Origin of the sequence: Phycicoccus sp. Root563, assembly GCF_001427915.1 — a bacterium.
Lineage (GTDB): Bacteria > Actinomycetota > Actinomycetes > Actinomycetales > Dermatophilaceae > Pedococcus.
Window position 1 is genome coordinate 3208344 of sequence record NZ_LMGM01000001.1, and the last position, 25949, is coordinate 3234292.

26 protein-coding genes are annotated in these 25949 nt (G+C 71.6%); 11 read left to right on the plus strand and 15 right to left on the minus strand.

Annotation, left to right across the window (positions count from 1 at the left end; translation table 11 throughout):
* The first annotated feature begins 192 nt into the window (after positions 1-192).
* Positions 193-3171, plus strand: a complete 2979-nt coding sequence (locus tag ASD62_RS15295; protein ID WP_056916684.1) for a hypothetical protein — start codon at positions 193-195, stop codon at positions 3169-3171.
* A 37-nt stretch (positions 3172-3208) separates the two neighbouring features.
* Here the strand turns inward: ASD62_RS15295 and ASD62_RS15300 are convergent, their stop codons facing one another.
* Positions 3209-4657, minus strand: a complete 1449-nt coding sequence (locus ASD62_RS15300) for a hypothetical protein (protein ID WP_056916685.1) — start codon at positions 4655-4657, stop codon at positions 3209-3211.
* Positions 4650-5204: an RNA polymerase sigma factor gene (locus ASD62_RS15305; protein ID WP_082552989.1), complete on the minus strand. Its 555-nt coding sequence runs from the start codon at positions 5202-5204 to the stop codon at positions 4650-4652. Before ASD62_RS15305 ends, ASD62_RS15300 begins: the two co-directional genes overlap by 8 nt.
* Positions 5205-5322: 118 nt before the next feature.
* Here ASD62_RS15305 and ASD62_RS15310 point away from each other — a divergent pair, with 118 nt between their 5' ends.
* The 5 genes from ASD62_RS15310 (at position 5323) to ASD62_RS15330 (ending at position 10397) form a co-directional block, all read left to right on the plus strand.
* On the plus strand, positions 5323-6555 hold the full coding sequence (locus tag ASD62_RS15310) for a DUF6350 family protein (protein WP_157581504.1): 1233 nt from the start codon (positions 5323-5325) through the stop codon (positions 6553-6555).
* Between the two features lie 207 nt (positions 6556-6762).
* The gene (locus ASD62_RS15315; RefSeq protein ID WP_056917444.1) at positions 6763-7773 is read left to right on the plus strand and encodes a TIGR03557 family F420-dependent LLM class oxidoreductase; all 1011 of its coding nucleotides are present in this window, start codon (positions 6763-6765) and stop codon (positions 7771-7773) included.
* A 79-nt stretch (positions 7774-7852) separates the two neighbouring features.
* Positions 7853-8473 (plus strand): phosphoribosylglycinamide formyltransferase, encoded by a 621-nt coding sequence (gene purN, locus ASD62_RS15320; protein WP_056917445.1) that lies wholly within the window; start codon positions 7853-7855, stop codon positions 8471-8473.
* Positions 8470-10092, plus strand: coding sequence for a bifunctional phosphoribosylaminoimidazolecarboxamide formyltransferase/IMP cyclohydrolase (purH, locus tag ASD62_RS15325; RefSeq protein WP_056916687.1), 1623 nt, complete (start codon positions 8470-8472; stop codon positions 10090-10092). Before purN ends, purH begins: the two co-directional genes overlap by 4 nt.
* Before the next feature lie 125 nt (positions 10093-10217).
* Positions 10218-10397: a hypothetical protein gene (locus ASD62_RS15330; protein WP_056916688.1), complete on the plus strand. Its 180-nt coding sequence runs from the start codon at positions 10218-10220 to the stop codon at positions 10395-10397.
* Positions 10398-10400: 3 nt separating this feature from the next.
* On the opposite strand, the gene ASD62_RS15335 is transcribed toward ASD62_RS15330, so the two are convergent.
* The 3 genes from ASD62_RS15335 to ASD62_RS15345 form a co-directional block, all read right to left on the minus strand.
* The gene (locus ASD62_RS15335; RefSeq protein ID WP_056916689.1) at positions 10401-11543 is read right to left on the minus strand and encodes a ring-opening amidohydrolase; all 1143 of its coding nucleotides are present in this window, start codon (positions 11541-11543) and stop codon (positions 10401-10403) included.
* Positions 11544-11548: 5 nt separating this feature from the next.
* On the minus strand, positions 11549-12541 hold the full coding sequence (locus tag ASD62_RS15340; protein WP_056916690.1) for a carbamate kinase: 993 nt from the start codon (positions 12539-12541) through the stop codon (positions 11549-11551).
* A gap of 129 nt (positions 12542-12670) precedes the next feature.
* A complete protein-coding gene (locus tag ASD62_RS15345) occupies positions 12671-13852 on the minus strand; it encodes a CdaR family transcriptional regulator (RefSeq protein WP_235530725.1) in 1182 nt (393 codons plus the stop codon).
* A 114-nt stretch (positions 13853-13966) separates the two neighbouring features.
* On the opposite strand from ASD62_RS15345, the gene ASD62_RS15350 reads away from it, so the two are divergent.
* Positions 13967-15073: a ferredoxin reductase gene (locus ASD62_RS15350; RefSeq protein ID WP_056916692.1), complete on the plus strand. Its 1107-nt coding sequence runs from the start codon at positions 13967-13969 to the stop codon at positions 15071-15073.
* 18 nt (positions 15074-15091) lie between these two features.
* A complete protein-coding gene (locus ASD62_RS15355; RefSeq protein ID WP_369818824.1) occupies positions 15092-16399 on the plus strand; it encodes a fatty acid desaturase in 1308 nt (435 codons plus the stop codon).
* An 82-nt stretch (positions 16400-16481) separates the two neighbouring features.
* Here the strand turns inward: ASD62_RS15355 and ASD62_RS20820 are convergent, their stop codons facing one another.
* The 3 genes from ASD62_RS20820 to ASD62_RS15365 are packed head-to-tail and all read right to left on the minus strand — an operon-like array spanning position 16482 to position 18138.
* Positions 16482-16715: a dihydrofolate reductase family protein gene (locus ASD62_RS20820; RefSeq protein WP_235530726.1), complete on the minus strand. Its 234-nt coding sequence runs from the start codon at positions 16713-16715 to the stop codon at positions 16482-16484.
* On the minus strand, positions 16682-17068 hold the full coding sequence (locus ASD62_RS15360; protein WP_235530727.1) for a hypothetical protein: 387 nt from the start codon (positions 17066-17068) through the stop codon (positions 16682-16684). The genes ASD62_RS20820 and ASD62_RS15360 overlap by 34 nt, the downstream gene beginning before the upstream one ends.
* Entirely contained in the window at positions 17065-18138 is a 1074-nt protein-coding gene (locus ASD62_RS15365) for a carbohydrate kinase family protein (RefSeq protein WP_056916693.1), read from the minus strand. The genes ASD62_RS15360 and ASD62_RS15365 overlap by 4 nt, the downstream gene beginning before the upstream one ends.
* Before the next feature lie 90 nt (positions 18139-18228).
* Between ASD62_RS15365 and ASD62_RS15370 the strand changes: the two genes are divergently transcribed.
* Positions 18229-19254, plus strand: a complete 1026-nt coding sequence (locus tag ASD62_RS15370) for a tagatose 1,6-diphosphate aldolase (RefSeq protein WP_082580864.1) — start codon at positions 18229-18231, stop codon at positions 19252-19254.
* On the opposite strand, the gene ASD62_RS15375 is transcribed toward ASD62_RS15370, so the two are convergent.
* The 4 genes from ASD62_RS15375 to ASD62_RS15390 all read right to left on the minus strand — a co-directional run bounded on the left by ASD62_RS15375 (position 19251) and on the right by ASD62_RS15390 (position 22512).
* Positions 19251-19913, minus strand: a complete 663-nt coding sequence (locus tag ASD62_RS15375) for a Type 1 glutamine amidotransferase-like domain-containing protein (RefSeq protein WP_056916695.1) — start codon at positions 19911-19913, stop codon at positions 19251-19253. The genes ASD62_RS15370 and ASD62_RS15375 overlap by 4 nt on opposite strands.
* Positions 19914-20013: 100 nt before the next feature.
* Positions 20014-20628 (minus strand): hypothetical protein, encoded by a 615-nt coding sequence (locus ASD62_RS15380; protein ID WP_157581505.1) that lies wholly within the window; start codon positions 20626-20628, stop codon positions 20014-20016.
* Between the two features lie 17 nt (positions 20629-20645).
* Complete coding sequence (locus ASD62_RS15385; RefSeq protein WP_056916697.1) at positions 20646-21815, minus strand: CaiB/BaiF CoA-transferase family protein; 1170 nt, start codon at positions 21813-21815, stop codon at positions 20646-20648.
* Between the two features lie 37 nt (positions 21816-21852).
* Positions 21853-22512 (minus strand): N-acyl homoserine lactonase family protein, encoded by a 660-nt coding sequence (locus ASD62_RS15390; protein ID WP_056916698.1) that lies wholly within the window; start codon positions 22510-22512, stop codon positions 21853-21855.
* Between the two features lie 169 nt (positions 22513-22681).
* Between ASD62_RS15390 and ASD62_RS15395 the strand changes: the two genes are divergently transcribed.
* Positions 22682-23311 carry a dihydrofolate reductase family protein gene (locus ASD62_RS15395; RefSeq protein ID WP_056916699.1) on the plus strand — a complete coding sequence of 210 codons (630 nt, stop codon included), beginning with the start codon at positions 22682-22684 and terminating at the stop codon, positions 23309-23311.
* Between the two features lie 20 nt (positions 23312-23331).
* Here the strand turns inward: ASD62_RS15395 and ASD62_RS15400 are convergent, their stop codons facing one another.
* Entirely contained in the window at positions 23332-24453 is a 1122-nt protein-coding gene (locus ASD62_RS15400; protein ID WP_056916700.1) for an aminotransferase class V-fold PLP-dependent enzyme, read from the minus strand.
* Positions 24454-24582: 129 nt separating this feature from the next.
* Between ASD62_RS15400 and ASD62_RS15405 the strand changes: the two genes are divergently transcribed.
* Positions 24583-25023 carry a VOC family protein gene (locus ASD62_RS15405; protein WP_056916701.1) on the plus strand — a complete coding sequence of 147 codons (441 nt, stop codon included), beginning with the start codon at positions 24583-24585 and terminating at the stop codon, positions 25021-25023.
* On the opposite strand, the gene ASD62_RS15410 is transcribed toward ASD62_RS15405, so the two are convergent.
* Both ASD62_RS15410 and ASD62_RS15415 read right to left on the minus strand, forming a co-directional pair.
* Positions 25004-25615, minus strand: coding sequence for a hypothetical protein (locus ASD62_RS15410; RefSeq protein WP_056916702.1), 612 nt, complete (start codon positions 25613-25615; stop codon positions 25004-25006). The genes ASD62_RS15405 and ASD62_RS15410 overlap by 20 nt on opposite strands.
* Positions 25612-25887 carry a PadR family transcriptional regulator gene (locus ASD62_RS15415; protein ID WP_235530782.1) on the minus strand — a complete coding sequence of 92 codons (276 nt, stop codon included), beginning with the start codon at positions 25885-25887 and terminating at the stop codon, positions 25612-25614. Before ASD62_RS15415 ends, ASD62_RS15410 begins: the two co-directional genes overlap by 4 nt.
* Between the last annotated feature and the right edge of the window lie 62 nt (positions 25888-25949).

Below are 25949 nucleotides of genomic sequence, written 5' to 3' on the forward strand. Positions count from 1 at the left end.
GGCCCATCAGCCGTCCGGGGGAGGTCGTGGTGTGTTTGGGTAAGCAGTTGGTCAAGTCTGTTTACCGGGGCGGGTCCTGATGGTTCCCTGTGATCCTCCCGCACGACCAAGGCCGTGACCCGCACCCCCTGGCGGCGAGCCGTGTCGACGCGGGAGAGGGATTCCCCCCGCCCTCAGATGAGAGACCCAGCCATGTCGTCGACCCGTTTTTCCCCACGCCGCCGCGCGCTCCGCCCCCGTGCCACCGCAGCCCTGGCCGTGATCGCCGTCGTCGTGGCCGGGCTCTTCTGGCAGGCCTCCACGGCCACGGCCCTGACGTCGGTCACGTCGAACTACTCGTACGGAGACTTCGAGGGCACCACGCTGGCCCCCGCCGGGTGGACCCTCTCGGCCACGTCGCCTGCACGGGTCTACGCCTCCGGCACCGTCGCCCTGTCCGGTAAGCGGTCGCTCTGCGTGGACGACCCCTCGGCGACGGCCGGCGCCTCGGCCCTGCGTTCGGTACGGACCGTGACGCCCGGAGTGGAGTACCAGGCCCAGGGCTACGCCTACACCTACAACGGGACCCAGACCCTCGCCCTGCGGTTCTACGACGCCGCGGGCGCGGTGATCTCCCGCGTCGCGTCGCCGTCGACCGGGGCGACGATGCTCTGGTCGCGCATCGCGGTGAAGGCGGTCGCCCCGCCGAAGGCCTCCCGCGTGGTCGTCGAGATCTCGTCCACCCCGGCGTCCGTGTCGAGGGTCTGGTGGGACGCGGTCGAGGTGATCCAGCCCGGCGTGACCAACAACGGATTCGAGTCCGTCTCCTCCACCGCTGCGGTGCCCTCGTGGACCACGTCCGCCGCGGCCGGGACGTCGGCCAAGGTGCGGACGGGGTACGCGAAGCTCGGGACCAAGAGCCTGTTCCTCAGTGACGCCAGCACCTCTGGCCTCGTCAAGGCCACGAGTGCCCGCACCCCAGTCTTCGCCGGCGTCGCGCATGACCTGCGCGCCTGGGTCCGGCCGACCTCGGGCACCTTCACGGTGACCGTGCGGTTCCTCGACACCAACCTCGCCGTCATCAAGACCGTGCCGATCGCCGTGAGCAAGCCCGCCGGGACGTGGAGCCTCGTGGCGAAGCAGCTCGTGGCGCCGACCAACGGGCACTGGGCCACCGTCGAGCTGTCCACCGGTTCGTCGACCAAGGCCTCTGGCGACTTCGACGTGGTGGACCTCCGTCCGACCGTCGGCTCCTCCACCCTCGGCTTCACCCAGGGCCGGACGATGCAGCCGGTCGACGCCTTCGCCAACACCAACGTCGTCCGGACGGCCGTCGTGGCGGGCCGGGCCAAGCTGATGGGTGTCGTCTCGGGCAGCCCGGCCGAGCTCCAGGTCGTCGACATCGAGTCCAACACCGTCGAGGAGCGTTTCACCCTCGGCAGCATGGAGTCCGTCTGGGCGATGGCGACCACCGACAACGCGGTCTACGTCGGAGGCAACGACGGGCACCTGTGGCGCTGGACCTACGGTGACGCCGCGATCTCCGACCTCGGCCGGGCCACGGCCAGCAGTGCGACCGTCTTCGACCTCGAGGAGGGTCCGGACGGACGCATCTGGGGCGCCTCCTACCCGAAGTCCGAGCTGTGGAGCTACCAGCCCGGCACCGGCACCTTCTCCAACCTCGGGACCGTGAGCGCCGCCCACGACTACGCGCGGAGCCTGGCCGTCAACAGCAGCTACGCCTACGTCGGCCTCGGTTCGACCAACCCCGTCATCGTGCGGGTGTCGCTGTCGAACCCCGCGAGCAAGACCACCATCGCCGTGCCCCAGCCCGTGACCAGCGGCCAGGTCTCCGAGGTCGACCTGCTCGGGCGCTACCTGTCCGTCAAGACGCCCAGCGGCACGTCGTCGGGCGGGACGGTTATCGCCAGCGAGCGTCGCCTCTACGACACCCAGTCGGGCTCGTGGTCCGTGGACGCCAACTACCCCGTGCAGCGGCCCTCGCCGGTCGACGGCACCGGCAACTTCTACTTCCTGCGGTACAACCAGCTGCGCGCCGTGAACTCGGCGACCGGTGCCACCGACGACCGCGGAGCCGTGACGATGGGCGCCGGTCGCGACCGGATGGTCCTGCGGGCCACGCTCTCCGGCGACGCCGGCGGATGGCTGCTGGCCTACGACCCGGCCGGGACCGTGACCGCCCTGGAGACCACCACCCTGCAGCAGCGCACCTACCGCGTGGAGTTCGCACCGACCAAGCTGAAGATCAAGTCCCTCGGCTTCGGCAGCGGGCGCCTGATGGTCGGCGGCTTCGGCGGCTCGAGCCTGGCCATGGTCGACCTCGACCTGAGCCAGCGCTCGCAGTACCCCGCCGTGCCCTACGGCGCCGCCGTCATCGGTGAGGTCGAGGGGTCGGTCGAGCACGGGAAGTACCAGTACATCGGCACCTACACCGACGGCCGGGTCTTCCGCTACGACAGCACGCAGCCCTGGGTGGACGGCACCAACCCCGCACTGGTCACGACGCTCGGCCCGACGTACCGCCAGGACCGACCCATCGCCTGGGCCACGTCCGGCACCCGGACCTTCTTCGGCACCATCCCGAAGTACGGCGTCCTCGGTGGCGTGCTCGGCATCTTCGACGGTGACAGCGGAACCCCGAGGATCGTCTCCGAGCCGGTGGCCGACCAGAGCATCGTGTCGCTCGCGGCGGCAGGTGACGTGGTCTACGGCGGGACGTCCCGCTGGGGTGGCCTGGGCGCCACGCCCACGCAGTCCTCGGCGAAGGTGTTCGCCTACAACGCCGCCACCGGCAAGCTCCTGTGGCAGGTCACCCCCGCCGCGGGCATGGAGGCGTACGGCGCCGTGGTCATGGGGCCGACGGGCACCCTGTGGGCCGCCGGCAGCACCACGCTCTACGAGCTGGACCCGGCCACCGGGGCCACGCTGCGCTCGATCATGATCCAGACCCAGCAGGCGCAGGCCACCCCGGTGTTCCGCAACACCGCCCTGGCGAGCGTCAACGGCCTGATCTACCTCGTCGCGGCGGGACGTGCGTATGCCGTCGACCCCGCCACCCTCCGGGTGAGCACCCCGGTCGCCTCGGGCATCACCCCCGCGGCGCTCGTCGTCCGCGGCAACCAGCTGTTCGTCCCCCAGGGCGAGACCCTCCAGGAGGTCGTCATCCAGTAGGGCGCCACCCTCGACAGCCCTCGACGGCCGCAGCCTGCTACTTCTGGCGGGCGAGCATGAGGAGCCGGTCCAGCTCGGCGAAGCCCTGCTTCGGGTCCTTCAGCTTGGTGATGACGATCGTCGAGACCGCGCCGGAGGTCTTCTGAGCGGTGACCCCGACCCACTCGGAGAGGGTGGGGCTCCCATCGGTGAAGACGGTGTCGAGGCGGTAGGTGCCCTGCGACGGCCCGGCGGTGGACTTCACGGTGCCGTTGCCGAACTTGCAGCCCCTGCCGTACAACGCCTTTGCCTCGTCCAGGCGCGCGGCGACGTAGGTCTGCTGCACGGCCGCCCCGGTCGACTCGTCGAGCTGCACGCGCTGGTGGCCGACGTAGCTGGTGGCGCTGGTGCCGGCCCTCACCGACACGACGCCGACCCGGCCACCGATGCCTGCCTGCTGCTCGGTGGTCTCACAGGAGGCGATGGCGGTGGAGCCCTCGAGGGCTCCGGGACCGGCCGTGGTCGCGACGTCCCCGCTCAGCGCCGGGGACCGCCACTGCGAGGCGGCGACGAACAGGGGTGACTCCGGGACCGGCTGGGGGCCGGCGACCGGCATGTCCTGGGACAGCGCCCACGTGCTGCCGGTCGGTCCGATCTGCGGCGTCGTGCTGGTGGCCGACGGGCTCCCGGAGCCGGCCGTGCCGGTGCCGTAGCGCGTGAGCCGTTCCTGGGCGATCGTCGCCAAGGCCTCCACCTGCTGCCCGGTGACGACGGACTTCGCATGGTCGGGGTCGACGACCTGCAGCACGGCCACGTCCCGCTTCCCGTGGACGACGGCGAACCACCCCGAACCGGCGTCGCCCGCTGTGTAGGCGAACAGCGATCCCGCGGCCGTCTCGGTCAGTGCGTCGACGTGGAAGCCCGGGGCCAGGGTGCAGTCCGAGATGTCGTTGGCCACCCCGGAGGCCGCGGTCCCGGCGTCCGTGCCAGCATCGAGGGAAAACCGCACCTGTCCACCGGAGAGGCTGCCGGTCCGCTGGGTCAGAATCGCCTGCTGGACCTTGGTGCGCGGCTCTACGTCGAGGCACTCGACCGCCTCGAACGGCTTCACCGGGGTCAGCAGGGTGCTTCCGGTCAGGCCGAGGCTGCTGGTCCAGTCGGTGACCAATGGGAGGGCGTCGGGTTCGGCGATGGGGTCGCTGGTGCTGTTCGTGGGCGCTGCGGTCGGCGCCGCCGTGGGCACCGGCGCCGTCGACTGCGTGGCCGGCGTGGCGGGCAGGGTGCTGTCGCGGCCGAGCTGGCCGTACCCCACCGCCCCGATCACGACTGCCGCTGCGGCCGCCGCGGCGGTGAGGGCGAGCGCCCGCTGGCGGCGGCGCCTCACCCCGCGGGCCCGGACGAACCGCACGTCCGGCAGGGGCAGCAGGTCGACGTCCTGGCGCAGGGTGGCGAGGGCGCCGCGCAGCTGGGCGTCGTCCTGCGCCGTCCAGTCCTCGTGGTCAGCCATGGGTGGTCTCCTCGTGCCGGAGGGCCTGCGCCAGCTGGGCGCGGCCCCGGTGCAGGCGTGCCTTGACGGTGCCTGCGGGGGTGTTGGTCTCGTGGGCGATCTGCTCGATGGACAGGTCGCCGATGTAGTGCAGCGTCACGGCCTCACGCAGCGGCTCGGACAACGTCCGCAGTGCTGCGACGACGGCCACCCTGTCCTCGGTGGGTGGGCCGGTCGTGTCGCGGACCCCGTGCCGCTCGTACGCCCGGTCCTGCGTGGTCTTCTTGCGCCACCCGGAGATGGCCACCCGACGGGCGACGGTCCGCACCCAGGCGAGGGGGTCGTCGTGGGTCCGCACGGTGGACCACTGCTGCCAGGCCCGCGCGTACGCCTCCTGGGTGCTGTCCTGGGCGACGGTGAGGTCACCCGTGAAGCCGTAGACGAGGTGGACGACCCGGCGGGCGGTGTCGCGGTAGAACGCGTCGAACTCCGCCTCGGCGGACTGCGTCCCCACCACCACGTCCCCCTCGTCCGGCGCCGTCCCGACGCTGCCGTTCCTCAGTGCCATCACACCCCAGCAGACGCGACCCCGGCGACCCTGGTTGCGGCGCGTTCGGACATTTCTGGTCCGGCGTCGGCGTTGCCTGCGGCCCGGGGGAGGGCCGGTCAGCGACGATGGGTCGGACATGACTGTGATGGAACTGCTGCGCGGGGCGACGTCGACATCGGGCGAGCCCGACCCGAGGGCGCACCAGCGCACCCTGCTCGCCGGAGCGGGCGCCGCCTCCGCCTCGGCCCTGGTGTTCGTGCTCCCGGCCCTGCTGGTGTGGGTGGCCGCCTCGGAGAGCACCGTCGCCTGGACCACCTCGCTGGGGGTGGGGGCGAGCCTGTGGCTCCTCGGCACCGGCGCCCACCTCGACCTCGGGGCCACGACCGTGACGGTCGTCCCCCTCCTCTTCCTGGCCCTCGCCGTGGTCGGCGGGGCCTGGGCCGCCGTCCGCGCGGTCCGTGACAGCGCGGAGGACCGCACGGTCGCCCTCGCCGGGGACCTCCTGCACCGTCCCCTCGCGTTCGGGCTGGGGGCGTGGGCCCTCGGGTATGCCGTCGCCGCGGCCCTGTGGTCCCTCGTCGCCCTCGCTGCGGGGCCACGCCCGGTGCTCTGGACGCTGGTCGTGCCCGTCGTCGTCGTCCCGCTGGCCTCGGCCGCGCTGGCCCTGACCAGGCTGCTCCGCCGGCGACCCGAGCTCGCGGGGGACCGCCTGCGGCGCCCGACCTGGCTGCCCGAGGCGGTCCGCCGCGCCCTGCGCCCGGGTGTCGAGGGCGCTGGCGCCCTCCTCGGCGCAGGTGTCGCCGTCTGCATCGGCTCGGTCGCCGTGCACCACGCGAGCGTCGGCAACCTCCAGGGTGCCCTGGCCCCCGGGCTGATCGGCGGGGCCGTGCTCGCCCTGGCACAGCTGTTCGTCCTGCCCAACCTCGGCCTCTGGGCCCTGTCCTTCATGGCGGGCACCGGCTTCTCGGCGGTCGACGGGGCCTCGGCGACCTGGACCGGGTCCCGCACGTCGTTGCTGCCGATGGTCCCGGTGTTCGGGGCGCTGCCGGCGCCCGGCGCGTTCCCCGGCTGGCTGCCGGCGATCGTGCTCGTACCGGTCGCCATCGGGGCGTTCGTGGGGTGGCGCGCGCTGCGTTCCGTGGCCCGGTTGTCCACCGAACGCACCAAGCTCACGGTCGCCGGTGTCGCCGTCGTCCTCGCGGCGGGCCTGATCGGCCTGCTCGACGTCGTCGGGGGCGCCTCCCTAGGCCAGCAGCGGTTGTCCGCGATCGGCGCCCCGGCCGGGGCGATGACCCTGGCGCTGCTCGTCGAGCTCGTCGCCGGCGCTGCCGTGGTGCTGGCCTGGGACCGCTGGAAGCTCCGGCGCTGACCAGCAGCGCCCGGCCGCACCGCATACCTCCTCGCCCGCGCCTGTCCCGTCCGCGCCCGTCCGCGCCCGTCCCCGCCTGTCCCGCAAAGCGGTGTCGTTCGGTGACACCAGCAGAAATATGACCCGGGTTGACGTAGGACACCCGCTTTGCGAGCCGAGCCCTCCGCCCGGGTGGTGGCCCTCGCCGACCCGTGTGACGGTGGTGGCATGACCCGATTCGGCTACACCCTGATGACCGAGCAGTCCGGCCCGCGCGAGCTGGTCGGCTACGCCGTCGACGCCGAGCGCAGCGGATTCGACTTCGCCGTGAGCAGCGACCACTACTCCCCGTGGCTCACCGAGCAGGGGCATGCGCCCTACGCCTGGACGGTGCTCGGCGCGGTCGCACAGGCGACGAAGCGGCTCGAGCTGATGACCTACGTGACCTGCCCCACGATCCGCTACGAGCCCGCGGTGGTCGCCCAGAAGGCGGCCACCCTGCAGCTCCTCAGCGAGGGGCGGTTCACCCTCGGTCTCGGCAGCGGCGAGAACCTCAACGAGCACGTCGTCGGTGAGGGGTGGCCCATGGTGGGTGTCCGTCAGGACATGCTCGAGGAGGCCATCCACATCATCCGGGAGCTGCACACCGGGAAGCTCGTGACCTGGCAGGGCGAGTACTTCCGGGTCGACTCGGCCCGCATCTGGGACTGCCCCGACGGGGGTGTCCCGATCGGTGTGGCCGTCTCCGGCGAGAAGTCGTTCGCCCGGTTCGGCCCGCTGGCCGACCACGTCATCGCCGTGGAGCCGGACGCCGACCTCGTCAAGGGGTTCCTCGACGCACGGGGTGCGGCCGAGAGCAGCGGCGACGCCGAGGGCGCCCGTTCGTCCTCGGCCCGCGCCATCGGGCAGATCCCCATCTCGTGGGACACCGACGCCGAGCGGGCCAAGGCTCGGGCACACGAGCAGTTCCGCTGGTTCGCCGGCGGCTGGTCGGTGAACGCGGACCTGCCGACGCCGGCCGGCTTCGCGGGGGCGTCGCAGTTCATCACCCCCGAGCAGGTCGCCGAGAACATCCCGTGCGGGCCGGACCTCGACGCCATCGTCGAAGCAGTCTCCGCCTACTGGGACGCCGGGTTCACCGACATCGCGCTGGTGCAGGTGGGGGACGAGGGGCAGCAGAGGTTCCTCGACGAGGCAGCCGGCCCGCTGCTGGAGAAGCTGCGCTCCGCCGCCCCCTGACCCGGCGGTCCGCCGCCCCCTGACCCGGCGCGTGGACGCGGGTGCCTGGGTCCGCGCGACGGTCGGTATCGTCTCCCGCGTGACCGCGGACGGGACGACGCAGCCCACGGGCATCGTCGTCCTCATCTCCGGGTCGGGCACGAACCTCCAGGCGCTCATCGACGCCACGGCCGACCCGGCCTACGGGGTCCGCATCCTGGCGGTGGGGGCCGACCGGGCGGGGATCTCGGGCCTGCACAAGGCTGCCGCCGCGGGCATCCCGACGTTCGTCGTCCGCGTCGAGGACCACGACGATCGCGCCGACTGGGACGCAGCCCTGGCCGAGCGGATCGCCGACCACGAACCGGCCTTCGTCGTCTCGGCGGGGTTCATGAAGATCCTCGGGCCGCGGGTGCTGGGCGACCACGTCGTCCTCAACACCCACCCGGCGCTGCTGCCGGCGTTCCCGGGGGCCCACGCCGTGCGTGACGCGCTCGCCGCCGGGGCCACGGTCACCGGCTGCACGGTCCACGTCGTCGACGCCGGCGTCGACACCGGTCCGGTGATCGCGCAGTCCACCGTCGAGGTGCAGCCCGGCGACACCGAGGACACCCTGCACGAACGCATCAAAGCCGTCGAGCACCCGTTGCTCGTCAACATCGTGGGCCGCGCGGCCCGCGAGGGAATCACCGTCACCGATGGGAAGGTCAGCATTCCGTGACCCAGCAGTCCAGCCCGAAGCCCGCTGACGACGCAGGACGCCGCCCGGTCCGCCGGGCGCTCGTCTCCGTCTACGACAAGACCGGGCTGGAGGAGCTGGCCCGCGGTCTGCACGCTGCCGGCGTCGCCCTCGTCTCGACGGGTGGTTCGGCCAAGCTCATCGAGTCGCTCGGCATCCCCGTGACGGAGGTCGCCGACCTGACCGGGTTCCCAGAGTGCCTCGAGGGTCGGGTCAAGACCCTGCACCCGCGCGTGCACGCCGGCATCCTCGCCGACACGCGCAAGGACGACCACGTCCGTCAGCTCGAGGAGCTCGGGGTCGAGCCGTTCGAGCTCGTCGTCGTGAACCTCTACCCGTTCCGCGAGACCGTCGCCTCGGGCGCCTCCCCGGACGAGGTCATCGAGCAGATCGACATCGGCGGACCGTCGATGGTGCGCGCCGCGGCCAAGAACCACCCGAGCGTCGCCGTGGTCACCGACCCCGCCGCGTATGGCGCGGTGCTGGCTGCCGTCGAGGCCGGCGGCTTCACGCTGGGTGAGCGGAAGCTGTTGGCAGCACAGGCCTTCGTGCACACCGCCGACTACGACAACGCCGTCGCCAACTGGATGGGCAACGTCTACACCGACACCTCCGACGGCACCGGCTTCCCCGCGTGGACCGGTGCGACCTTCACGCGCGCAGCCGTGCTGCGCTACGGCGAGAACCCGCACCAGAAGGCCGCGATCTACCGCCACTGGCGCGGCGGCGTCGCCTCCGCCGAGCAGCTGCACGGCAAGGAGATGTCCTACAACAACTACGTCGACACCGACGCCGCCGTGCGCGCCGCGCACGACCACGGCGACCAGCCGACCGTGGCGATCGTCAAGCACGCCAACCCCTGCGGCATCGCCGTGGGTTCCTCCATCGAGGCCGCGTATGCCGCCGCGCACGCCACCGACCCCGTGTCCGCCTTCGGGGGCATCATCGCCGCCAACCGCACCGTGAACCTCGCGATGGCCGACCAGGTGAAGGACGTGTTCACCGAGGTCATCATCGCGCCCGACTTCGACGCCGACGCGCTCGAGGTGCTCCAGGGCAAGAAGAACATCCGCATCCTGCGCCTGCCCGCCGAGGCCTCGCGCAACGCCGACGCCATCGAGATGCGGCCGATCAGCGGCGGCCTGCTCCTGCAGACCGTCGACAAGGTCGACGCCGTCGTCGAGGGCGACAAGCCCGGCGGCGACGACCCGTCGCGCTGGACCCTCGTCTCCGGTGACGCTGCCGACGAGGCGATGCTGGCCGACCTGGCGTTCGCGTGGCGCTCGGTGCGCGCGGTGAAGTCCAACGCGATCCTGCTCGCCAAGGACGGCGCGGCAGTCGGCATCGGCATGGGCCAGGTCAACCGCGTCGACTCCTGCCACCTCGCGGTGTCGCGGGCCGGGTCAGATCGGGCGCGCGGAGCCGTGGCCTCGTCGGACGCCTTCTTCCCGTTCGCCGACGGCCTCCAGGTGCTGCTCGACGCGGGGGTCCGCGCGGTGGTCGCCCCGGGTGGTTCCATGCGGGACGCCGAGGTCGTCGAGGCCGCCAAGGCCGCCGGCGTGACGATGTACTTCACCGGCACCCGTCACTTCGCCCACTGACACCGGCACACCGCGGGCCCCACGGCCCGCGGTGTGCGGTTGTCGACTTCTCTGGCGTTCCGGCGGTCCGGCGTGGGACCGTTGGCGCACCGGGCACGCCGCCCGGGCACCGGAGGGGTGGCGTCATGATGATGTGGATCGTGATCGGGTCAGTGCTCGTCGTCGTCCTGGGACTGGCGTGGCTCTACGACCGGAAGTGGGGCGGTGACCCGACCCCGCGCCATACCCCGGGGCGGGCCCAGGCGGAGTCGGACCAGGCGGCCACCGGGTTCAACGGTGGTGGGTACGGCAACAGCGGCTTCTGACCGTCAGGCGGGCTGCGGCCCGCGGTAGCCGGTCGGGTCGCCTGACCCGAGGTCGACGATCGCGGCCACGGGACCACCACCGTCGGGGCCCTGGTGGGCGGCCGAGACGGACACGAACACGGCCGGGTCACCGGTCACCGACGCGGTGACGCCACCGACGGCGGCCTTGATCTGGCGGTGCCAGTGCACGTCGGAGTCGTCGAGCATGGCGTTGCGGCGACCGCGGACCGCCCCGTCCTGGCTGGTCTCGCACTTGAGGAACACGTTGACCAGGCGGCCCTGCAGGTCCGTCGAGTGCGGTCGGTCCGGCAGGTCGAGGCCTGCGTCCTTGATCGCCTCCCAGATGCCGTCGGCGTCGAGGGCGTCGCGCATCACCGAGTGGCCGATGCGGTAGCGGCCGCCGATGCCCCGGGTGTTCCCCACGACCACGACCTGGGCGCGGTCGAGCTCGACGCCGGAGGAGCAGGAGGCGACGGAGGAGAACAGGCTCCGGTCGCGGAGCACGTCCTCGTCACGGGGCATCTCGATCTCGCCGAGGGCGACCGCGATCCCGAGGGCCGTGCCGCCGTTCGACACGTCCATGGACGTCAGCGTGTCCTCGGTGAAGACGTCGTGGCCGCGGCTCTTGGCGTCGCGGATGGTGTCGATCGTCAGCAACGGCGTCTTGGTCTGCACGTAGTGGACGTCGGCCGTGTCGGTGATGCCGGCGCGCTCCATGGCGACCTTCACCGCGTCGGCGACCTTGGTGACCATGGCGGTGCGGCCGATGTCCTCGGGGAGCAGCACCTCGCTCATCGCGAACCCGACCGTGAGCCGCGGCTCGTCGGACTGCTCGGCCCGGTCGGCCGGGACCGTGGCGAAGATCGTCGCGTGCGGGCTGATGACGCCGTCGGTGCCACCGGACCAGACGATCGGCACCTCCTTGACCTTGGCCGGATCGGCGCCCTTCGCCACCAGCACCTCGCGGAACGCCCGGTCGGCGATGATCCGCGTGTAGTCGTTGACGCCACCGTTCCCCTCGGTCTTGCCGATGACGGCGACGACGCGACCGGCCTCGATGACGCCGTCGTCGATGAGCTTCGCCAGCTCGCTGGCGTCGGAGACGCTGTGGAGCGGCACCTTGCGGACCTCGATGGCTTCGGGCACGTGACTCACCTTCCGGTTGGAGTTGCGGGGGTTGCAGGGGGAGCAGCTGGGGACGTTGCGGCTGGCGCGGGTTCGATGACGGTGCCGACCTCGCCGGAGACGGCCTTGGCGATCCGGTCGAGGGCGGTGATGACGCTGCGACGACCACCGCCCCGGACGAACCGGAGCGCCGCCTCCACCTTGGGACCCATCGAGCCGGAAGCGAACTCGCCCGCCGCGGCATACCCCTCCATCTCGGCGAGCTGCACCCGACCGAGCTCGCGGGCGGACGCCGAGCCGTACCCGAGGACGGCGTGCTCGACGTCGGTGGCGATGACGAGCACGTCCGCGCCGATCGCCCGGGCGAGGACCGCGGCGGTGAGGTCCTTGTCGACGACGGCCTCGACGCCGTGGACCGATCCGTCGGGTTGCCGGACGACCGGTATGCCGCCGCCACCGGCCGCGACGACGACGTAGCCCGCGGCGAGGAGGGTGAGGACGGTGTGGGTGTCGAGGACCTCGAGGGGTTCGGGGGAGGCGACCATGCGGCGCCACCCCTTGTCGCCGCGGTCCTGCCAGGTCTCGCCGTGCTCGATCAGCGGCAGGGCCTGGTCGTGGGGGAGGAACCGGCCCACCGGCTTGGTGGGTGTGGTGAACCCGGGGTCGTCGGGGTCCACGAGCGTGCGGGAGACGACGGCGGCTGCCCGGCGCGAGAGCCCTCGCGCGGCGAACGCGGCCTCGAGGGTGTCGAGCGCGGTGAACCCGATGGTTCCCTGCGTCTGGGCGCCGCACCAGTCGAGCGGGACGGGCGGGACTACGTGGGCCGCGAGCTCGTTCTTGACGAGGAGGTTGCCGACCTGGGGGCCGTTGCCGTGGGTGACGACGACCTCGTGGCCGTCGGCCACGACCTCGGCGACCCGTGCCATCGCGAGGGCGATCGCCTCGCGCTGGGCCTGCGGCGTGGCGCTGCCGTCGGGGCCGGTCATGGCGTTGCCACCCAGCGCGATCAGGACCCGCATGCCACCTCCCCACAGTCGTCGTGCGGTGAGCCTAGGGAGGCGGAGTGCGCGCTGACGTTGGCAGGACCTGCCCAACAGCCGGGGTGCGGTTGGCAGATCTGCTCGCCGTGCCTCCCCGCGACCGCCTCCTCATCCGAGCGCCACGACGAGGTCGCGCACCACCTCGGGATCGTCGAGGTCGTCGCCGAACAGGTCGCGCAGCTGGCCCACGCGGTACCGCACGGTCTGCTGGTGCACGAACAAGGCCTCCGCCACGGCCTCGCGCCGGCCGCGGTGCAGCAGCCACAACCGCAAGGTCTCCTCGAGCTTCTCGCGGGCCACGGGGGTGAGGTCGTCGAGCGGGGCGAGCGCCGTGCGCCGGAGGTCGGCGAGGGCCTCGGGGTCCGCGGCCCGCACGAGGTCGGCCAGGTGCGCCTCGGTGTCGTAGGCCGCACGCTCAGCGCGGTCGTGCCCCCGCACGAGCCGGTGGGCCCGCAGGGCGCGCTGGTAGGAGCCGACCGTCTGCAGCCACGGCCGGGTCGGCCCGACAACAGCGTCCCTCGTGCCGATCGACCGCAGCAGCTTGGTCCGGCCGCCGGGGGAGAGGTCCGGGACCAGGACGACGGCGACGTTCTCCTCGGCGGCGACGTCGGGCAGGTCCTCGGCCAGGACGAGGGAGCGTGGGTCCACGAGCCCGCGTATGCCGTGCAGGTCGGTCTCGCGGGTCAGCACGGCGGTGATCGTGGCCGGCTTGTCCCAGCGCGCACGGTCGACCCGGCGCAGGAGGACCTCCTCGGACGCGCCCCGCAGCAGCTCGAGGGCGAGCCGGTCGCGGTGCTGGCGCTGGAGGCGTTCGGAGGTCTCGAGCTCGTCCGCGTGGCCGGCGACGCTGGCCGCCGACAGCTCGTCGATGTAGGCGAAGACGAGCTCGGCGAACTGCGCGAGCTGGCCGGCGTCCATCCCCGCCTCGACCGCGACGGCGGACAGCTGGCGCCACGAGACGCGGGCGCCGACGCGGTAGGCGGACAGCAGCGCGTCCACGCTGCGGCCGCTGCGGGCCTCGCCCCGACCGAGCTCGTAGGAGCCACGCTGGGCGGGGCGAAGCGGCGTGGAGGCGTCCCCGGACCGGGCGGCCAGCGTGAGGAAGCTGCCCAGGGCCATCTGTACGGCCGCCTCGATGTTGTCGACCATGAAGCTGCGCGCCGCGGCATACACAGGAACCTCGACGATGATGGCGGCGACGGCGTGCTCGGCCACGGAGGGCAGGTGCGACCGCAACGCGGTCTGCACCTCGGGTGACAGTGTGAGGGCTGCCGCTCGATCGGCAGTCACCGTGGGCGATTCGTGGGGATTTTCGTCAATCTTTGTCATCTGCGAACAACTCTCATCGGAGAACTCACGCTTCTGGGTCAGGATTTTAGACCCTCATGACGCCATGATGGAACCATGACCGCAGTCCTCCCTCCCCGCACGGCTCAGGGCGCCCCACCCCGGCGCTCGCTGCGCGACACCCTGACCCGGGTGGCCCAGGCTGTGACGACGCCTGTCGTGCCCGCCGAGTACCTCGACCTCATCGCCCCGATGCGCAGCGGCGCCGACCTGCGCGGACGCGTCCTGTCCGTCACGGCCGAGACCCGCGACGCCGCCACGGTGCGGATCAAGCCCGGTCGCGGCTGGAAGGGCCACGTGCCCGGCCAGTACATCCGCATCGGCGTCGACGTGAACGGCGTCCGCAACTGGCGCGCGTACTCGCTCACCTCGCTCGTCGGCGACCCCGACGGTGCCGTGGCGATCACGGTCAAGGCGATCGACGGCGGCAAGGTCAGCAACCACGTCGTCCGCGAGCTCGTGCCCGGGACGCTCATCCACCTCGACCAGGCGACCGGCGAGTTCACGCTGCCGGCCCAGACGCCGCGCAAGGCACTGTTCCTCACCGCCGGTAGCGGCATCACCCCGGTGATGGGCATGCTGCGCAACCACCTCGCGGAGCTGCCCGACGCGGTCATGGTCCACTCGGCCCCGACCCGCGACGACGTCATCTTCGGTGACGAGCTGCGCGCGTGGGCCGACGCCGAGTCGCTGCAGCTCGTCGAGCTGCACACCGACACCGACGGCCTGCTCAGCCCCACCGACCTCGACCGCCTCGTCCCGGACTGGCGCGAGCGCGAGACCTGGTGCTGCGGCCCCACCGGCATGCTCGACGCGATGGAGGCCCACTGGGCCGAGGCCGGCCTCGCCGACCGCATCCACACCGAGCGCTTCCGCCCCGTGATCATCTCCGAGGGCGAAGGTGGCACGGTCACCTTCCGCAGGAACGGCACCGTCATCGAGTCCGACGGCGCCACCCCGATCCTCGACGCCGGCGAGGAAGCCGGCGTCCTCATGCCTTCCGGGTGCCGCATGGGCATCTGCTTCGGCTGCGTACTCCCGCTGCGTGAGGGAGCCGTGCGCGACCTGCGCAACGGCGAGCTCACCGTGGCCACACCGGACGACGACGTCCGCATCCAGACCTGCGTGTCGGCAGCCGCCGGCGCCTGCGAGATCGACCTCTAGGAGCGAACAGTGGCTGCCATTGCCCAGAACCGTGAGACCGACAACTTCGACCTGACCATCGACGGGTCGCTCGCCGGGACGCCCAGCGCCCCGAAGCAGACCAAGGCGGTGAACAGCCGCCTCAACGTCGTCACCACCGAGCGCACCCACGCGCCGAAGCCGTCCGGGAAGCCGGACCCGGCCGCGCACCTGACGCCGGAGGACATCGAGGCCCTCGGCAACGAGCTCGACGCCCTGCGCCAGGAGATCCTCGACTCGCGCGGCACCCGCGACGCGGCATACATCCGCAAGGTCCTCAAGTGGCAGCGCGGGCTGGAGATGAGCAGCCGCGCGGTCCTGCTGTTCTCGATCTTCCCGCCGGCGTGGTTCGTCGGCACCGCCGGCCTGTCCGTGGCGAAGATCCTCGAGAACATGGAGCTCGGCCACAACATCATGCACGGCCAGTGGGACTGGATGCGCGACCCGCGGATCCACAGCCAGGAGTGGGAGTGGGACAACGCCTCCCCGTCGGAGTTCTGGAAGCACTCGCACAACCAGCTCCACCACACCTTCACCAACGTCATCGGCCGTGACAACGACCTCGGCTACGGCATCATGCGCGTCGACGAGGACCAGAAGTGGGTCCCCGCCTACCTCGGCCAGCCGATCTACAACTTCACGAACATGCTGTTCTTCGAGTACGGCATCGCCGCGTACGACCTCGAGGTCGGCGCGTACGTCAAGGGTCGGGGCAAGTCCAAGGAGGACTTCCGCAACGACGGCGCCAAGGTGCTCAAGAAGATCGGCCGCCAGGCCCGTCGCGACTACCTGATCCACCCGCTGCTGTCGGGCCCGTCGTTCTTCCACACCATCGGTGCGAACTTCGTCGCCAACACGGTCCGTAACGTCTGGACCCACTCGGTCATCATGTGCGGCCACTTCCCCGAGGGCGTCGAGACCTTCGCCAAGTCCTCCATCGAGGGTGAGACCCGCGGCGAGTGGTACCTGCGCCAGATGCTCGGCTCCGCCAACATCAGCGGCAGCAAGGCCATGCACCTCATGACCGGCAACCTGTCGCACCAGATCGAGCACCACCTGTTCCCGGACCTGCCGAGCAACCGCTACATCGAGATCGCCCCGCGCATCCAGGAGATCTGCGAGCGCTACGGCCTGACCTACACCACGGGTCCGCTGCCGAAGCAGGTCGCCTCCGCGTGGAAGCAGGTCGTCGTGCTGTCCCTGCCGAACAAGCAGGAGGGCCGCACCCGCGTCGGCATCGCTGCCGAGGCCGTGGGCAAGCGCCTGCGCCGCAAGCTGCGTCACGCGACCCCCCGCCGCACCGCCTGAGTCCACCTCGGCGGTACGCTCAGGACGCCGACGGCCCACCTCCTCTCGCCAGGACGTGGGCCGTCGGTCTGTCTCCGTCCGGTCATCCGGTCGGCCAGGTGCGCAGCGTGGGCCGGTAGACCAGCTCCTGGGTCCGGCCGTCGAGCGTGCGGGTGCTGAGCAGCTCGAGGTCGAAGTCCCCGGCGCCGGCGAAGACCGGCTCGTCCCCCGTCTGGGCTGCCACGACGGGGAAGACGGTCACCTGGACCATGTCGACGAGCCCGGCCGCCATCAGGGCGCGGTTCAGGGAGACGCTGCCGTGCGAACGGAGCGGCACGTCCGACTCCTCCTTGAGGCGCCGCACGGTGTCCACGGCGTCCCCGCCGGCGACCGAGGCGTCCGGCCAGTCGAGGGGTCCTGCATCGTCGAGGAGATCACGGTCGTGGGCAGCGCGACCATCCGGTCGAGCCAGGGATCGCGCTCGTCGCCCATGATCGGCAGCATCTGCTGGAACTGGCCGAAGGTGGTGGCGCCGAAGACCATGCGCTGCGCGGCCGCGTAGGTCTGGAAACGGTGCTCGAGGAACTCGGGACCCTGCTTGCCCCAGTAGCCGCCCCAGTCGCCGGGTGGTCCGTAGGAGGCGTTGCCGTCGAGGCTCGTGAAGATGTCGAAGGTGTAGGTGGCTGTCATGCCGGTGCTGACCGGCGCTCCGCCCGGAAGTCATCGGTGCCCCCGACGAGTGCGGGGTCGATGTCGGCGAGGGCCTCCGGGGTCGGCCGCCGTCCGGACACCACCGCGGCAGCGCACGCCATGGCGAGGCCTCCCGCCTGCCGGGGCGCCAGACCGGTCAGCAGCCCGTGGAGCAGGCCTGCGGTCGCTGCGTCCCCGGCGCCCGTGGTCGTGGCGAGGCGGGTCACGGCATACGGGGCGACCCACTCGCGCACGCCCACCCAGCGGTCAGGATCGGGCAGGGCCCGGCCGGCGGCGTGCAGGCGAGCCGTGTCCCCGGTGCACAGGAACACGCCGCGGGCGCCCGCGGACACGGCCACGACCGCGGCCCCCCAGTCGAGCAGCGTCAGCGCCAGGCGTTCGACGCACGCGTCGTCCGGGGCCGCCGACCCCGCGAGCCCGGGCAGCGCGGAGGTCAGGTCGTCGATGCTCGGGGTGATGACGTCGACCTCGCCGACGGTCCGGCGCAGGATCTCCTCCCAGTCCAGGGCGCCGGTGGGGGAACGGGGGTCGATGACCGCGAGGTCCACCGAGGTCGTGACGCCGGTCCGCCGCACGCGAGCCAGGAGCTCACGCATGGGGGTCGCACCGTCGGTGAGGAGGGCGGGCAGGAGGTTGGGATAGCCGAGGTGGAGCAGGTCGAGGTCGTCGTCGAGGGTGACCTCGCTGCCGTCGAAGTGGGCGTTGGTGCCGACGTGGTGCCAGAAGGTCCGGTCGGTTCCCGGGGACTCGAACACCAGGCTGTAGGAGGAGGCTGCGCCGTCGACCTGACGCAGCCGTGGCGTCATGCCCGGCCGTTCGGCCACCATCCGGCGAAGCAGGACGCCGAGGTCGTCGTCGCCGACGGTGGCGAAGACGTCGACGGGTGTCCCGAGGTCGGCGAGGTCGCCACCGGTGTTGGCGACGCTGCCTCCCAGCCGCACCGAGAGGGCGCCCACCTCGAGCAGGTGGCCCGGGTCGATGACCTCGCCCCCGAGCAGCTCGGGTGTCAGGTCGAGGCACAGGTGCCCGGCGACGGCGACACGGGCCACAGCGCCCTCCCCTCTGAGTCGGCCCGGCCGAACCATGACCGGGTCGCCCATCGTCCCTTGAGGCCCGGCCGTTGTCACTACGCTGCGAGCATGACTGACTGGTTGAGCGGCCCCGCAAGCCTCGGCAAGGTCCGGTCGCTGACCCGGATCTCGACGGACGACGGTTTCATCGCGACCCTGGCCATCGACCACCCCGAGAACTACCTCGCCATGCTCGACCCCGACTGGCGCCGGGTGACGTCGGCCCAGGCGACACGGAGCAAGCTCGAGCTGATCGCGGCCCTGGCGCCGCACGCGAGCGCCTTCCTCGTCGACCCGCTCTGGTCCCTGGCGCAGGGCATCGCGACGGGAGTGATCCCGGCCGGCACGGGGATCATCACCGGCATCGAGTCGCTCAGCTACCAGCCCGATGGGGGGTTCGGGACCGCCACGGCGGTCCGTGACCGGTGGACCGTCGAGAAGATCAAGACCCTCGGCGCGGACGCGGTGAAGATGGTCGTCTGGTGGCGTCCCGATGCGGACGACGCCGACGAGATCCGCGCGGTGGTGTCCCGTCTGGTTGCTGACTGCGAACGCCACCAGATCCCGCTGGTGGTCGAGCCGCTGTGGTACCCCGCCGAAGGTCAGGACCCCGCGAGTGAAGCCGCCAGGGCAGAGCGGCAGGAGACCCTCGTGGACGCTGCGCGCGAGTTCGTCGGCCTCGGCATCGACGTGCTGAAGTCGGAGTTCCCGGGCGACCTCGTCATCGGACCCGAGGGCGTGACGGGGGAGCAGTCCGGCACCGACGCGGCGCGGGCGATCGATGCCGCCTGCGCCGGGACCCCGTGGGTCATGCTGTCCGGATCGGGCACGTATGACGTCTTCCGGCGGCAGCTCGAGATCGTCGCCCGCGCAGGGGCGTGCGGCTTCATGGCCGGGCGCGCGATCTGGACCGGGGCCGTGGGTGGGCCCGAGGAGGAGCGGGTGGAGGCCGTGCAGCGCTGCCGGGACCGGCTGGACGAGAGCGTGGCGACCCTCCGCGCCCACGGGAAGCCTTGGCGGCAGGTGCCCACCGTCGACGAGGTCGCGCAGTCGCTGACCGCCGGCTGGCACGAGCGGTACCTCGAGTCCAGCTAGAGCCCGTAACCCGTCCAGTCACCCTCGGAGACGACCTCGACCCGGCCGTCAACGACCGCGATGGCGGTCTGCTCGTCGATCGCGTAGGCGGGGGCGCCGAGGTCGGCCGCCCAGCGGTCGGCGTGAGCCGGGGTGTTGGTCGCGAAGAGGTTGAGGTGCGGGAAGATCGAGAAGTCGACGACGCCGAGCGCACTGTCGTCGGGTGCCCCTGCCCACTCGACGAAGTAGTCGCCGATGCGTGGCGTCATGACCATGCTGCCCGCGCTCACCCCGACCCAGACCGTGTCGGTCAGCGACGGGAGCAGGTCGGCGAGGCCGGACTCGCGCATCCAGTGGGCGAGGTACGTCGCGTCCCCACCGTCGACGAGGAGGACATCGGCCCCGCGGACCCAGGGTTCCCATCGCTCGCGGCCGATGCTGGGGAGGGCGGTGAGCTCGAGGACCCCGAGCGAGGCCCAGCCGAGACCGGTGTGGCTGCGCCACGTGGGGCCGGCAGCGATGAAGCCCTGCACGGACCCGGGTCCGCACATCGGGTGGCCCCACTGCGCCGTCGGTACGCAGAGGGCGTGGCACTCCTCGATCGGCTTGCCGAGCTGGTCCAGCAGGGCCGCGCGGATGCTGGGGTTGGTGACCCCACCCGAGGTGAGCAAGAGCTTCATACTGCCTCCGTGGTGTGTTGACTGCCGGTGCTGACTACAGACCCGCGGGCAGCCCGGAACTCATCGGTGCCCCGCCGTGTCGCGGAGGTTGGCGATCGGTTCAGTCCGACCCCGGTGGGCACTGCGTGCCGGACGGCGTGCACACCCAGAAGTCTGCGCCGACGGTCATGCGGTGCTTGACGAATCCGGATCGGTAGACGATCTCGTAACCCCGGTAGTGCCACGTTCCTGGCCTGGTCACCTTGGCACGGACGAGCACCTCGACGTACCCGGCGTCCTTGCCCACCCGTCGCTCAGGCAGCACGGCGTACCCCGCGGGGCTGCTGCGCACACCCTTCGCCACGTACTCGTACCCGTCGCCATCGACCATGCCGATTCCCGAGGGGGGTGCCGGCGCGACCTCGACCGCGGTGACCGTCAGCCCGGCGGCCTCGTCCCCCACGGAGACGGGACGGGCGCTCTCGAGGTGAGCGGTGAACCAGCCGTGGTTCACGAGGAACGTCGAACCCTCCGTCACCTCCGAGCCGACGTCGCGCGAGACCCCCACGCCGTACCCCGGCGGGGGCCCGAGTGGTCCGTCACCGGTCCCGATCCCCAGCGCCGACAAGCCGATGCTCGCGACCGTCAGCAGCCCGAGGGCCGCAAGGCCCCATCGGCGAGGAGCACGCGGTGCCCTCGCCGCAGTCCCCACGGGCTCGTGGATCGTTGCCCCCATGGCGGGAGTATGGCGCGTCAGCCGAGCTCGTCGAGCCAGTTCCGGATGGATTCGTCGTGCTGGCCCAACGTCGGCGGGGGGAGGTGCTCGGCCCGCCCACCGGCATACCCGTTGTCGTCGAAGCGGATCGGCGGACCGGGGAGCTCGATGGGGCCGAGGACGGGGTGGTCGACCTCGATGACCAGTCCCTGCGAGCGGGTCTGGTCCCAGTCGTACACGCGGTCGATCGTGCGCACCTCGCCGGCGGGGATGCCGAGCGACGCGAGCCGGGGGAGCAGCTCGTCGAGTGGGTGGTCGGCGAACGCTGCGTTGAGGGTGGCGGTGACCTGGTCGCGGTTGACCGTGCGCTCGCGGTTGGTGCTCATGCCGGGAGCGGCCGGGTCGATGTCGAACGCCCGGGCCAGCTTGACCCACAACGACTCGCTGCCGCACGCGACCTGGATGTCGCCGTCCTTGCAGTGGAAGAGGCCGTAGGGGGACAGGCTCGGGTGGTGGTTGCCCTGCGCGCGGCCCACGTGGCCGGCGACCGTGTAGGCCGAGCCGTGGAAGGCGTGCGCGCCGACGACCGCGGCGAGCAGGCTGGTTCGGACCACCCGGCCGCGGCCGGTCCGGTCGCGCTCGTGCAGGGCTGCGACGACGCCGTACGCGCCGTACATGCCCGCGAGCAGGTCACCGATCGGCACGCCGACCCGCTGCGGGGTGTCGGCGTCGGGACCTGTGACGGACATGAGACCGGCCTCGCCCTGGGCGATCTGGTCGTACCCGGCGCGGCCGCCCTGCGGACCGTCGTGGCCGAAGCCGCTGATCGACAGCACGACGAGGCGGGGGTTGAGCTCGTGCAGGCGTTCGACGGTGAAGCCGAGGCGGTCGAGGACGCCGGGGCGGAAGTTCTCCACGAGGACGTCCGACGCCCTGACCAGGCGGGTGAGCACGTCGCGGCCGTCGTCGGACTTGAGGTCGAGGGTGATCGACTCCTTGTTGCGGTTGGCGCTGAGGTAGTAGGTCGAGACCGGGTCGTCCTCCGGCCCGACGAAGGGTGGTCCCCAGCCGCGGGTGTCGTCACCGCTGCCCGGTGACTCGACCTTGATGACGCGGGCTCCCATGTCTCCCAGCATCATCGCCGCGTGCGGGCCGGCCAGGGCGCGGGACAGGTCGACGACGGTGATGTCCTCCAGTGGTGCGCTCACCGCGCCATCCTGTCAGGGCCCCAGCCGTCGTGGGAGGTCACTCGGTCGGGGGCCGCCACGGCTCGTGCTCGTGCGAGAGCCAGACCTCGTCGGGGTCGAGGTCGCGGATCAGCCGTTGGCCCTCGGTGCGCGGCTCGTCGAGCTCGGAGAAGAAGACGGCCGTGTCACCGGCGATGACGACCGAGCGACCGCCCGCCTCGACGACGACGACCTGCGAACCGGGGGTGTGGCCGGGCGCCGGGACGAGCCGGATCCCGGGGAGCAGCTCGTGCGGTCCGTCGACGGGGACGTACTGGACGCCCGGCGCCTGGACCCAGTCCCGGATCGTGTAGTCGTCCTGACCCAGGGCGTCGTCGAGCTCGCGCCTCTGGACGTAGGTCGGCCGGTCGGGGAAGAGGTGGTTGCCACCACAGTGGTCGAAGTGCAGGTGCGTGTTGACGACCATGTCGATGCCCGCGACGTCGAAGTCGGGCTGGCTGTCCAGGGGGAAGACACGCGGATCCATGTCGGCCACCGCAGGGTGCAGCCGGGTCATCCCGGTGTCGACCAGCACGCGCCCCTCGGGGTGGTCGATGACGTGGACGTAGACCGGCATGCGTCCGTCCTCGGCGAGCAGCTCGGCCGCCAGGACCGGCGCGACCGTCACCGGCGACGGTGCGGACGTTCCCTGGTCACCGGTGTCCGTGGATGTCACCATGCCCTTCAGCTCCTCGGGGTCAGGGTGCGGCCGGCACCGTGCTCTGCACACTATGACCGCGCGGTGACATCGAACTCATCGCTCGCTGCCGGGTCATGCGCCGAGGACCCGAAGGGTGGGCCTGACCGACAGCGGCTCCCTAGAGTTGGCGCACAACGAGGAGGTTCCGATGTCACGCACTCGCATCCACAACTTTGCCATCTCCCTCGATGGCTTCGCCACCGGTGAGCCCCAGACGCTCGAGTCGCCCTTCGGTCATGCGGGGCAACGCCTCCACGCGTGGATGTTCGCGACCAGGTGGTGGGACGAGAGCGGCGGTGAGGGCGTGGACAACGCCTTCGCGCAGCTCCACGGCCCCGGCATCGGGGCGGAGATCATGGGTGCCAACAAGTTCGGCCCGCCCGGTTGGCAGGACGATCCTGACTGGACGGGCTGGTGGGGCCCCCACCCGCCGTTCCACACGCCCACCTACGTCCTGACCCACCGCCCGCGTCCATCGCTCGAGATGGAGGGTGGGACCACCTTCCACTTCCTGGAGGCCACACCGGCGGAGGCGCTGGCAGTCGCGCGGAAGGCCGCCGGGGAGTCCGACGTCCGCATCGGTGGCGGTCCGACCGTGGTCCGCGAGTTCCTCGCGGCGGGGCTGGTCGACCACATGCACGTCGTGCAGGTGCCGGTCCTCCTGGGTCGCGGGGTACGTCTCTGGGACGGCCTGGAGTCGCTCGAGGACACCTTCGCCATCGAGTCCGTCTCCAGCCCGAGCGGCGTCACCCACCTCACCTTCACGCGCAAGGGGTGACCCGGGACCGGACCACCCGTTCAGGCCCCCAGGTGGGCCTCGAGGCGGGCGACGGCGCCCTCGACGTCGGTCAGCTTGTCGAGGCCGAACAACCCGAGGCGGAACGTCGAGAAGTCGTCGCGTTCGCCACACATCAGCGGCACGCCCGCCGCGACCTGCATGCCGCCCTGCTTGAACTTCGCCCCGGTCTTGACCTCGGGATCGTCCGTGAACGACACCACGACGCTCGACGCGGCGAAGCCTTCTGCTGCGACAGAAGGGAACCCGCGCTCGGTCATCAGCGCACGCACTCTGCTGCCGAGCGATCTCTGCGCCTGCTTGAGGGAGTCCAGCCCCAGCGACCGGGTCTCGAGCATGATGGCGGCGTCGCGCGCGAGGGAGTCGGTGGGCATGGTCGCGTGGTACGGCGTCTGTCCCTGCAGGTACGCCTCGCTGATCGTGAGCCACTTCTGGAGGTCGACCGCGAAGCTGGTCGACGTCGTCGCCATCACCCGTTCACGCCCGGCCTCCGACAGCATGACGAACCCCGCGCACGGCGAACCGCTCCACCCCTTCTGCGGCGCGCTGAGCAGCACGTCGACGTGCAGGTCGGTCATGTCGGCCCAGAGCGCGCCGGAGGCGATGCAGTCGAGCACGAACAGCCCGCCCACCGCGTGGGTCGCGTCCGCGACGGCCCGGACGTACTCGTCGGGCAACAGGATGCCGGCCGCGGTCTCGACGTGCGCCGCAAAGACCACCTCGGGTCGGTCCCGCTCGATGGCGGCCACCACCTCGGCGACGGGGGCCGGCGTCCACGGGGCCTGCGGTTCGTCCGAGGCCGGACGCGCGCGGCACACGGTCGTCTCGCTGGCGACGGAGCCGGCGTCGAGGATCTGTGACCACCGGTACGAGAACAGGCCGTTGCGCACGACGAGGCACCGGCGGCCCGTGGCCAGCTGGCGTGCGACGGCCTCCATCGCGTAGGTGCCGCCGCCCGGGACCACGGCCACGGTGTGCGCGGAGTAGGTCGTGCGCAGCACGTCGATGATGTCCTGCATCACGCCGACGAACCGCTTCGACATGTGGTTCAGGGATCGGTCGGTGAAGACCACCGAGTACTCGAGCAGGCCGTCGGGGTCGATCTCGGGGCGGGGAAGAGTCACCTCTGCAGGTTGCCACACCGGACGTGGACGTGCGGCCCGGTGGGATGTCGAGAACGACGTGCCCGCTCCGTTCCAGGGGTGCGCGGCGGCACCCGCCGTCGACCACCAGTCCGTTGGAGGATGATCGTCATGACCCAGCTCAAGAGCTTCGACCACGTCGGTGTCACCGTCGCCGACCTCGACACCGCAGTGGACTTCTTCGTCGGCCTGGGGCTCGAGCTCGAGGGGCGCACGTTCGTCGAGGGCGAGTTCCTCGACACCGTGTGCGGGATCCCTGGCTCGCGCACCGAGGTCGCGATGCTGAGGCCGCCCGGGGGTGGCACCGCCCTCGAGCTCGCGCGGTTCGTCCGGCCCGACCACACGCCCGGCTCGCCGAACGCGATGGCCACCGAGCTCGGCCTGCGCAACGTCTGCTTCGTCGTCGAGGACCTCCAGTCGATCGTCGACCGGTTGGCCGCGGAGGGGTACGGACTGGTCGGAGGTGTCGGACGCTACGAGGACACCTGGCTGATGGCGTACGTCCGAGGCCCGGAGGGCATCGTCGTCTCCCTCACCGAGCGACTCGGGTGACGGCCCTCACCAGACCGACGAGGACCCAGACGGCGACACCCAGCACGACGACCATGGGGATGAGGTTCAACCGGCTGGGACCGAAGATCCTCACGGCCACCTCGCCGACAGCGGCGTAGCCGACAGTCGTGGCTGGGAAGAGGAGTGCAGAGGTCACTCGCTGCCGCGTGGTCCATCCCGGCGCGAGCATCGACAGGACGACAGCGATGCCCCAAGGGATGACGAGGAGCGTGCCCAGCGCGATGATCTCGAAGGGTGCCGCGAGGCTCCACGACCAGAGGGTCACCAGGGCGATACCCAGTCCGTTGACGCACGAAGCGGCGATGCCCAGCCAGGTCGATCGGATGGATGCCCCCGGCCTCGGTATGGCGCGGCCGGCCCATGCCTCGTCGGCGACGGACTGGGGGCTGCCGAGGTCGGTGAGCACGCGCCGTACGTCGTCGTCGCTGGCACCGGGTGGCAGGGAGCCGTCGAGGTGCTCACGGACCCCGGCGAGGACCTCGGCGCGCTCGCCGGGATCGATGCCGTGCAGCAACAGCTCGAGGTCGCGCAGCCACGCCTCGGTCAACGGGTGGGTCGTGGACGAGCTCATGTGACGCCCCCTTGGAGTGCGGTGTCGACCGCGTCCCTGAACGGTTTCCAGGTGCGCTTGAAGGCGGCGAGGGACTCGGTGCCGTCGGCCGTCAGCGCGTAGTAGCGGCGCGGAGGTCCTTCGACGGACTCCTGCCAGCTGGTGTCGACCAGGCCTGCCTTGCGCAGCCGGGCTAGCAGTGGGTAGAGCGTTCCCTCGCTGGCCAGCAGGACCCCGTCGGCCGTGAGACGGCGGGCGATGTCGAGGCCGTAGAGCTCCTGCTCGGCGAGCATGGCGAGCACGCAGTACTCCAACGCACCCCGTCGTAGGTGCGTCAGGATCCCATCGTCGCCGG

Excerpts from the sequence above, each read along its gene's own strand:
- ASD62_RS15295 (WP_056916684.1), top strand. The coding sequence starts at position 193 with ATGTCGTCGACCCGTTTTTCCCCACGCCGCCGCGCGCTCCGCCCCCGT.
- ASD62_RS15305 (WP_082552989.1), bottom strand. The coding sequence starts at position 5,204 with ATGGCACTGAGGAACGGCAGCGTCGGGACGGCGCCGGACGAGGGGGAC.
- ASD62_RS15410 (WP_056916702.1), bottom strand. The coding sequence starts at position 25,615 with ATGAGCTCGTCCACGACCCACCCGTTGACCGAGGCGTGGCTGCGCGAC.
- ASD62_RS15390 (WP_056916698.1), bottom strand. The coding sequence starts at position 22,512 with ATGGTGACATCCACGGACACCGGTGACCAGGGAACGTCCGCACCGTCG.
- ASD62_RS15415 (WP_235530782.1), bottom strand. The coding sequence starts at position 25,887 with ATGCTCGCCGAGCAGGAGCTCTACGGCCTCGACATCGCCCGCCGTCTC.
- ASD62_RS15395 (WP_056916699.1), top strand. The coding sequence starts at position 22,682 with ATGTCACGCACTCGCATCCACAACTTTGCCATCTCCCTCGATGGCTTC.
- ASD62_RS15405 (WP_056916701.1), top strand. The coding sequence starts at position 24,583 with ATGACCCAGCTCAAGAGCTTCGACCACGTCGGTGTCACCGTCGCCGAC.
- ASD62_RS15380 (WP_157581505.1), bottom strand. The coding sequence starts at position 20,628 with ATGGGGGCAACGATCCACGAGCCCGTGGGGACTGCGGCGAGGGCACCG.
- ASD62_RS15330 (WP_056916688.1), top strand. The coding sequence starts at position 10,218 with ATGATGATGTGGATCGTGATCGGGTCAGTGCTCGTCGTCGTCCTGGGA.
- ASD62_RS15310 (WP_157581504.1), top strand. The coding sequence starts at position 5,323 with ATGACTGTGATGGAACTGCTGCGCGGGGCGACGTCGACATCGGGCGAG.
- ASD62_RS15370 (WP_082580864.1), top strand. The coding sequence starts at position 18,229 with ATGACTGACTGGTTGAGCGGCCCCGCAAGCCTCGGCAAGGTCCGGTCG.
- ASD62_RS15350 (WP_056916692.1), top strand. The coding sequence starts at position 13,967 with ATGACCGCAGTCCTCCCTCCCCGCACGGCTCAGGGCGCCCCACCCCGG.
- ASD62_RS15300 (WP_056916685.1), bottom strand. The coding sequence starts at position 4,657 with ATGGCTGACCACGAGGACTGGACGGCGCAGGACGACGCCCAGCTGCGC.
- ASD62_RS15360 (WP_235530727.1), bottom strand. The coding sequence starts at position 17,068 with ATGACAGCCACCTACACCTTCGACATCTTCACGAGCCTCGACGGCAAC.
- ASD62_RS15340 (WP_056916690.1), bottom strand. The coding sequence starts at position 12,541 with ATGCGGGTCCTGATCGCGCTGGGTGGCAACGCCATGACCGGCCCCGAC.
- ASD62_RS15315 (WP_056917444.1), top strand. The coding sequence starts at position 6,763 with ATGACCCGATTCGGCTACACCCTGATGACCGAGCAGTCCGGCCCGCGC.
- ASD62_RS15375 (WP_056916695.1), bottom strand. The coding sequence starts at position 19,913 with ATGAAGCTCTTGCTCACCTCGGGTGGGGTCACCAACCCCAGCATCCGC.